Source organism: Arsukibacterium perlucidum DSM 18276, from assembly GCF_000382165.1.
Classification (GTDB): Bacteria; Pseudomonadota; Gammaproteobacteria; order Enterobacterales; family Alteromonadaceae; genus Alishewanella; species Alishewanella perlucidum.
On record NZ_KB907731.1, the window covers coordinates 35749 to 42098 of the forward strand.

8 protein-coding genes are annotated in these 6350 nt (G+C 43.5%); 6 read left to right on the forward strand and 2 right to left on the reverse strand.

Annotated features, from left to right (window positions below; translation table 11 throughout):
- Positions 1-9 precede the first annotated feature (9 nt).
- Positions 10-741 carry a TMEM175 family protein gene (locus H141_RS0117085; RefSeq protein ID WP_019677507.1) on the reverse strand — a complete coding sequence of 244 codons (732 nt, stop codon included), beginning with the start codon at positions 739-741 and terminating at the stop codon, positions 10-12.
- A gap of 206 nt (positions 742-947) precedes the next feature.
- On the opposite strand from H141_RS0117085, the gene H141_RS0117090 reads away from it, so the two are divergent.
- The 4 genes from H141_RS0117090 (at position 948) to H141_RS0117105 (ending at position 4027) form a co-directional block, all read left to right on the forward strand.
- Positions 948-2111 carry a helix-turn-helix domain-containing protein gene (locus H141_RS0117090; RefSeq protein ID WP_019677508.1) on the forward strand — a complete coding sequence of 388 codons (1164 nt, stop codon included), beginning with the start codon at positions 948-950 and terminating at the stop codon, positions 2109-2111.
- Between the two features lie 110 nt (positions 2112-2221).
- Positions 2222-3238 carry a CPBP family intramembrane glutamic endopeptidase gene (locus H141_RS0117095; protein ID WP_019677509.1) on the forward strand — a complete coding sequence of 339 codons (1017 nt, stop codon included), beginning with the start codon at positions 2222-2224 and terminating at the stop codon, positions 3236-3238.
- A gap of 233 nt (positions 3239-3471) precedes the next feature.
- Positions 3472-3690 carry a type II toxin-antitoxin system Phd/YefM family antitoxin gene (locus H141_RS0117100; protein WP_019677510.1) on the forward strand — a complete coding sequence of 73 codons (219 nt, stop codon included), beginning with the start codon at positions 3472-3474 and terminating at the stop codon, positions 3688-3690.
- Positions 3683-4027, forward strand: a complete 345-nt coding sequence (locus H141_RS0117105; protein ID WP_019677511.1) for a hypothetical protein — start codon at positions 3683-3685, stop codon at positions 4025-4027. Before H141_RS0117100 ends, H141_RS0117105 begins: the two co-directional genes overlap by 8 nt.
- 279 nt (positions 4028-4306) lie before the next feature.
- Here the strand turns inward: H141_RS0117105 and H141_RS20560 are convergent, their stop codons facing one another.
- Complete coding sequence (locus tag H141_RS20560) at positions 4307-5038, reverse strand: FkbM family methyltransferase (protein WP_019677512.1); 732 nt, start codon at positions 5036-5038, stop codon at positions 4307-4309.
- 478 nt (positions 5039-5516) lie between these two features.
- On the opposite strand from H141_RS20560, the gene H141_RS0117115 reads away from it, so the two are divergent.
- Both H141_RS0117115 and H141_RS21240 read left to right on the forward strand, forming a co-directional pair.
- A complete protein-coding gene (locus tag H141_RS0117115) occupies positions 5517-5963 on the forward strand; it encodes an undecaprenyl-diphosphate phosphatase (RefSeq protein ID WP_019677513.1) in 447 nt (148 codons plus the stop codon).
- 177 nt (positions 5964-6140) lie between these two features.
- Positions 6141-6350 (forward strand): transposase (locus H141_RS21240; RefSeq protein ID WP_019677514.1); only part of this gene is annotated, 210 nt, incomplete at its 3' end.

The window sequence follows — 6350 nt, forward strand, 5'->3', positions numbered from 1 at the left end:
GTGCTCACGTTAAACTTTGTTTACCAGCTGCTCCGCGACATGTTGCTGCCATTTTTTGCTTCGGATCCAGCTAATACTATTTAACAAAGGGAATAGTAAAAAGTAACTGTATCCAGCCCAACCTATGTAATTAATTGGCAGCAAAACCGACAGTATCAGGTTACTTAAACACACCAGGGCGGTGGTCAGCCAGACAATGATCTCGGTGTTGGCCTGATATTTTTCATACTCAGACAAGGCCGTAACCAGTTGGCTGCGTTTGCCATGCCAGTACAACGCGACAAAATTGATGCTGAGCAGCAAAAAACCCAGACCAAACAAAATAAAGATAAAGCGGACGTCCCACTCACTTTGCAGCCGGATCAGGCTGGGTAAAAAGCCGTCGCTTAATACCGCAAACAATGCCTGCATCATAATACGTAGCGGGTACATGTAAATAAGCACCAGCAGGATCAGCAAGCAGCTGAACACCACCGTTTTGGTATCCTCAAGGCCAAACCGCCGGCTCCACACTGAATGTGTATGCCAAATCCAGGTAATAACAGCAAAGCTGGCGGTAAAGGCCGGAATTTGCTTAGTGGCTAACATTAAATCGGCCAGGGTTTGTGGAATACTGCCGACGGAGATAACCACCATTGTTACAGCAAAAGCACAGGCTGCAGCAAAAAAGGTTTCAATACGGGTCATGCTTTCGCCGCGCATGGTCCAGCTATGTTGATTGGTGTGGTTTGCGTCTGCCATATGCCTGCTTATTATAGTTTCAGTGTCGTTGCGCACCTGAGTAGGTATTATTTTCTACTGGTTAGTATCAAGGGTAGCAAAGAATCGTACAATAGATCATCTGTTTAGATGTATTGCAACATTCTGCGCTATTGAATTACCCCGGCTGATGGTTTAGGTTGCTAACGCTTAATGGCACAAAATTGTGTTTAAATGCAGAGAAGATAATGCTTAGTTTAGAGTCGGCGATTCTCATTATTGGTATTGTGCAAGGCGTTTTTCTGATACTAACGCTTATGGCAAAGTCATCTAATAAGCATCAGGCTAATCATTATTTAATGCTGTTATTAAGCGCTTTTGTCATGGCGCTGTCTGCCCAATGGCTGTCGGTCTCGGGCTACGCCGAAAACATGAAGCCGCTGTTCGTCATCGCCAGCAGCGTAGTGTTTTTGTTTGGCCCCTTGTTATACTTTTACGTTAAAAGCTTAACGTTATCAGCGGCTAAAGTCCGATTTTCTGGCGTGCCTCATATCGTACCGTTTTGTTGTTACTTAGTGTTGGTGTCTTATGCCGCTTTTTTTAGCACGGCAGAGTTAAAAATTGTCACTGATGAATCATTAAGCGACTTTTCCGCTGCCCAGCTGTTACTACCCTTACTAAAATTGGCCCACGTTATCAGCTACACGGTTGTCTGCTTGGTTCTACTTATTCGCTATGCACGCCGCATCAAACAGTGTTTCTCTAATATTGATAACATCAATTTGCTCTGGTTACGCAACCTGGTTATTGGCTTTATTCTGTTTGAATTAGCATTAATAGCCGCACTGCTGTTCGATTTAAATGCCTTTGCGGTTGCATCCAATGCCGACACCATTTTGTCTTTTGTCTTAGTGTTACTCATTTTTATGACCGGTTTCTACGGCATGCACCAGCCCGCTATTTTGCAAGCGCCGTTTGAATTCGCAATAAGCCCCCGCAACAACAGTGATAACAATATTGCAGCGAAAAACGATGACAGAATTGCCGGTCCGAAAAACCTGCGCCCTGAAGATGTCAGTATGATCAGCAGTAAACTGGCAGCACTAACATCACAGCGTATTTATTTAGATCGTTTTCTCAATTTACAGACATTAAGTGATCTTGTTGGTGTGTCCCAGCACAAAATGTCTGAATATCTTAATAGTCACATTGGCATGACCTTCTACGAATATGTCAATAAAGCCCGCATAGAAGATGCCAAACAGCGTTTAATTGATTCGCAACAGTCTATTTTGGATATCGCGCTCGATGTCGGCTTTAATAATAAAGCCACGTTTAACAAAGCCTTTAAAAGCTTTGAATCTGCCACCCCCAGCGAATTTCGCCGCCGTAGTAAGGCGCAAGCCAGGTAAACATCGGCCGATTTTGCCGTAAATCAGCAAGCTTCGACCGAGAAAGACGCATCTTTATCAGGGTTCATTGACACTGCAACTTCACTAACGCAGACAATGGGTCATCTATCATGGAAAAAAACTATCCTCTACCACACCGCTTCTTCGCGCTTTGTGAAGTGCTGGCGGTGTTTTTTGCCGGTTCGCTACTGGCGCAATTTTTATTTCAACTGGCTGGCGTCACCGGGCATCCGTTGATGGCCTTAATGGGCGACAACCCTGAGATGATCGCTATAGCGCTCGACCTGAGCAGGCTGCTTATGCTGCAATTTGCCGGTTGGTTTGCGCTCATTGTTTTTTTCAGTTGGATGAATAGCGAAAAACTCAAAGCAGAGCTAAAGCTGACACGGCATGGCTACCAGTTTATTCAGCTGGTTGTTATTGGTGTGCTGGCATGGTGTATAGGTGATATTGCCAACAAAGCTGTGTTTCTGCTTGATCAAACTTATGATCTGGGAACGTCTGTGCCATGGCGGGAAGCCCTGCTGCACGGTGAAAAGACAACCGGCTGGTGGCTGGTGATGTTTGTCGGCAGCTTCGGTTTGATCCCAATATTAGAGGAAATACTCTGGCGTGGTTATGTGCAGTCGAAGTTGATCCGCTTCTTTTCACCAGCGGTTGGTATTGTCATTACTGCAGGCTTATTTGTGTTTAGCCATGCGCAATATCATCAGCTCGATCTTTATCATGCCTCAACCATTATTGGCTTAACAATAAGTGCCCTAGCGCTGGGCTGGGTCACGCATAAAACCAGGTCTATCATACCGGCCATTGTGATGCACGCGTTGCTGAATTTCCCCAATGATGGGCTGTTTCTTTACGTTACCATCGGCCTTATGATGGGTATTAGCGCATGGCAATGGCAACGTATTAAGACGTTTTGCACCGATTTGTTGCAGCCTCAGGCTTTTACGCACTTCAACCTGGCGAGCATAGTGCTGCTATTTGCAGGCGTTGCTACCATGTTTACATTGTCTCAAGCCCCTGCGTTAATTTTAAAACTAAGTATTACCTGTATGGCGCTTGCTGCTGCAGCGTCAGTCGCAGGCTTAGTAAAGCGCTTGCGCAAAAAACAGCAGAATAGTTAAGAGTTAAGCAACAGGCGGCCAGCTCCAGAGAGTCACTGCTTATCATCTTCTTTGGCGCAGTTGTGGTTATCCCGGTCATTATCGGTTATACCGCGCTGGCGTACTATGCGTTCAGAGGTAAGGCAGATGGTTTGAAGTATTATTGAGCTTATGTAATAAGGCTTCATGTTGGTACAGCGTGAAGCTTTCTGCTAAGCTCAACCAGACTGAATAAAGATTTTTAAAGGGTGGTTATGAAAACCGAGACCATTACTTATTTAAAAGAACATGCCAATACCCTGGAGTTGCGGGAAGAACTGTTAATTACCAAAAATGGCAAGCCCGCTTTTGTGGTGCAGTCCTATCAGGATTATCAGTTTCAGCAAGACACGCTGGCTCTCCTTAAAATGCTGAAGTTATCCGAAAAATCACTGCAAACTGCTGAGTTAACCTTGGATCAGGCGTTTGAGTAATACTTACACGCTGGTTGCCTCGCCATTATTTAAATTATCACAACAACGGCTGGCGGCATTTCTAACGGAAAAAGATTCGGCCACCCTGGCCGACAATACCCTTGCAAACATCAAGCAACGGTTGCAACAAGACCTGACAGTGCAGCCCAGGCTTGCACCTATCAGCGAGCGCCTATTGGCATTAGGTATTACCGAATACCGACAGTGGCAGGTGGATCAGCACAATATGGTGTTCTGTCGCATTGATGAACAAAAGCAACGTATTGAGTTGTTGTTATTAATGGATAGCCGCCAGAATATTCAAAAGCTGTTGTTTGAGTTAACTCTGCTAATCTAAACCGCCCGCGGCTGAGCTTGATAAATAATGCCAGGGTACATTCGTTGTATAGTAGATAACTAAATGATGCACGGGGTCGGAAAATATTGTCGAGAGCAATATTTGACAGCTTTAGCTGGCCTGCGCAGCAGGTGAGCCATACGGATGTGGCGAACACCTGTACCGGCACGCCCTTTCGAGCGAGGGATTTTGAAACGCTTATCTCACCAGGCTGCGCCTAGTTAGCGCTGGTCGATTCATTTGTTCGAATTGGATAGACAGATCAATAATTATTAGTCATCAACGAGTAGCAAGAACATCGCAGCTCATTTTTGATGAAGTATATTCAAATTTTGTGAAACCATATGTTCTTAGTAGCGTTTCAAGGCCTCGCTCATCGCTCCAGCGCCGGTCGATTTCATAATACATAGCTTTAGTGTTACTTAATAAGCCTGATTCCGCGAGAGCTTCGAATACTATATTTTCATGACCTTCAACATCGACTTTGACAATTAAATCTGCTGATTTTGGTATTATAACTGCAAGCTTGTCTGGTCCTAGTGTGGCTATACTCTCTGAATATCGAAACCAATTTGGCAGTTTACGTAAGGTTGCAGCTCCACTATGCCAAAATTTTTTTATTATCGTTGTATTCCCTGTTTGGGAAGAAACCGCTGCTTGAATAGGTATTACATTATCTGAAACTTGATTGGCTAATATATTTTTCTCTAACAATGAAAAAGTGCTAGCAACAGGTTCGAACGCATAAGCGCTTTTACAGTATTTGTTTTTACCTGCCAAGATAGAATAAAGGCCTTGATTTGCACCAATATCGACAAAGATAAAAGCGCTTTGCTCGTAATTTAAATAATCTGACAACACATTGTCATATGAACCTCTTTTGCAAAAATGAAAGGTTGCATCAAACCAATTTTTTCGCATTAAGATACCATAATCCGAAAGTATAAAGCCTTTTGGAGGTTCAGAAATACCCAAGTTAGGTTTTCTTTTATCCAGCTTAACGTGCAGCATCGTATTGTACAAACCTTTAGATTTAGTAACAGTAAATAATACATTTTAATTGCAGCAGTTTAATTCGAAATTATGACAAAATTAATACACTCGCTGTCATTATATTAAGTTATTTATCATGTGTGTTTTTGACTTTAAGGGTTAGATCCAATTGTCACGAAATGCCTCAAAGTAGATTGCTAAAAACTTTAGTTAAGACAAAGCGATTGACTATAAGAGCCTGGTCCTGACCTGACCTGACAGTCGAATAAGTGACGAGCAAATCTTCTGCCTCAGTTGTAAGTAACTTGAAATAGCTATATCATTATCGGCAACCTTAGGGGAGTAGTCTCTCAGCTATGCTGAGATAGCCGTCAACAGTCTCCGAACAGCAGTTCGTGGCGGCTATATCCAAATTGGATTGACAAGACTTAAGGCAAGCGTCGCTTTCGGGGTGGAAAGTGTCCTTGCCTTTATCTTGCCGCCCCAAGGATTGTTGATGTATATAACCTCAAGCCAGCTTCTATGCCCTTACTCCGGGGGCTACATTAAGTCCAATAATACTGTTTTACTCATTGGCATTCAGGGTATTACTGACTTCCTGCCGATCTCCAGCTTTTCACACTTTAGCCTGGCTTCTTTCGTTGCAGGCTCTAAGGTACGGTGGGTTATTTTTGATCTGGCTGCACATGCAAGCACATTACATGCGGTCTTGCTTTGTTTCAGACACGAGGTCGCTGCTTTGACCCGTAACGGGTTATTGTTTTTAAAACACCTTCGATTTGAGGAGCAGGGTAAACTTTCGTTTTACATTGTGACTTTAGCTTTGTTGTTTATGGCGTATGGTTTTCGTCGAATAGGTCGTATTAGCCGACTTGAAGGTGCGGGTTTATTAATAGCTTTTTGTTCATACAATACTTGGTTAGTATTATCTGTGGCAGGCTAAAACAACTCTTTTTCTAATCAAATGAATCTTTTTTTCATGGTCAGATTTATCAAGCCAGAAACCTTAAAAGATATGTAAACAGGTTGGATTTAATCATGTTCCCGCCGTGTCAGAGTAGTTGTCCGGTCTTCTTTTCACAATAGTCAGAGTCAGACGGCGGGTGGTTAGCAGGTTCAAATGGCTGTTTATTCACCAGTAAGAAAAGAAGCGATCTTAAAGAAGTTATTACCGCCAGTCAGTCGCTCAGTAGCGCAGTTGGCAAGAGAGGAAGGCATTTGCGAGCAGACGCTGTACAATTGGCGTAATCAGTTAAAAGCTCAAGGATATGCCGTGCCGGTAAGTGGACAAAAGCCTGATGATTGGTCAGGAGAAGCAAAGTTGGCGGTA

Excerpts from the sequence above, each read along its gene's own strand:
- H141_RS20560 (WP_019677512.1), bottom strand. The coding sequence starts at position 5,038 with ATGCTGCACGTTAAGCTGGATAAAAGAAAACCTAACTTGGGTATTTCT.
- H141_RS0117095 (WP_019677509.1), top strand. The coding sequence starts at position 2,222 with ATGGAAAAAAACTATCCTCTACCACACCGCTTCTTCGCGCTTTGTGAA.
- H141_RS0117090 (WP_019677508.1), top strand. The coding sequence starts at position 948 with ATGCTTAGTTTAGAGTCGGCGATTCTCATTATTGGTATTGTGCAAGGC.
- H141_RS0117115 (WP_019677513.1), top strand. The coding sequence starts at position 5,517 with ATGTATATAACCTCAAGCCAGCTTCTATGCCCTTACTCCGGGGGCTAC.
- H141_RS0117085 (WP_019677507.1), bottom strand. The coding sequence starts at position 741 with ATGGCAGACGCAAACCACACCAATCAACATAGCTGGACCATGCGCGGC.
- H141_RS0117100 (WP_019677510.1), top strand. The coding sequence starts at position 3,472 with ATGAAAACCGAGACCATTACTTATTTAAAAGAACATGCCAATACCCTG.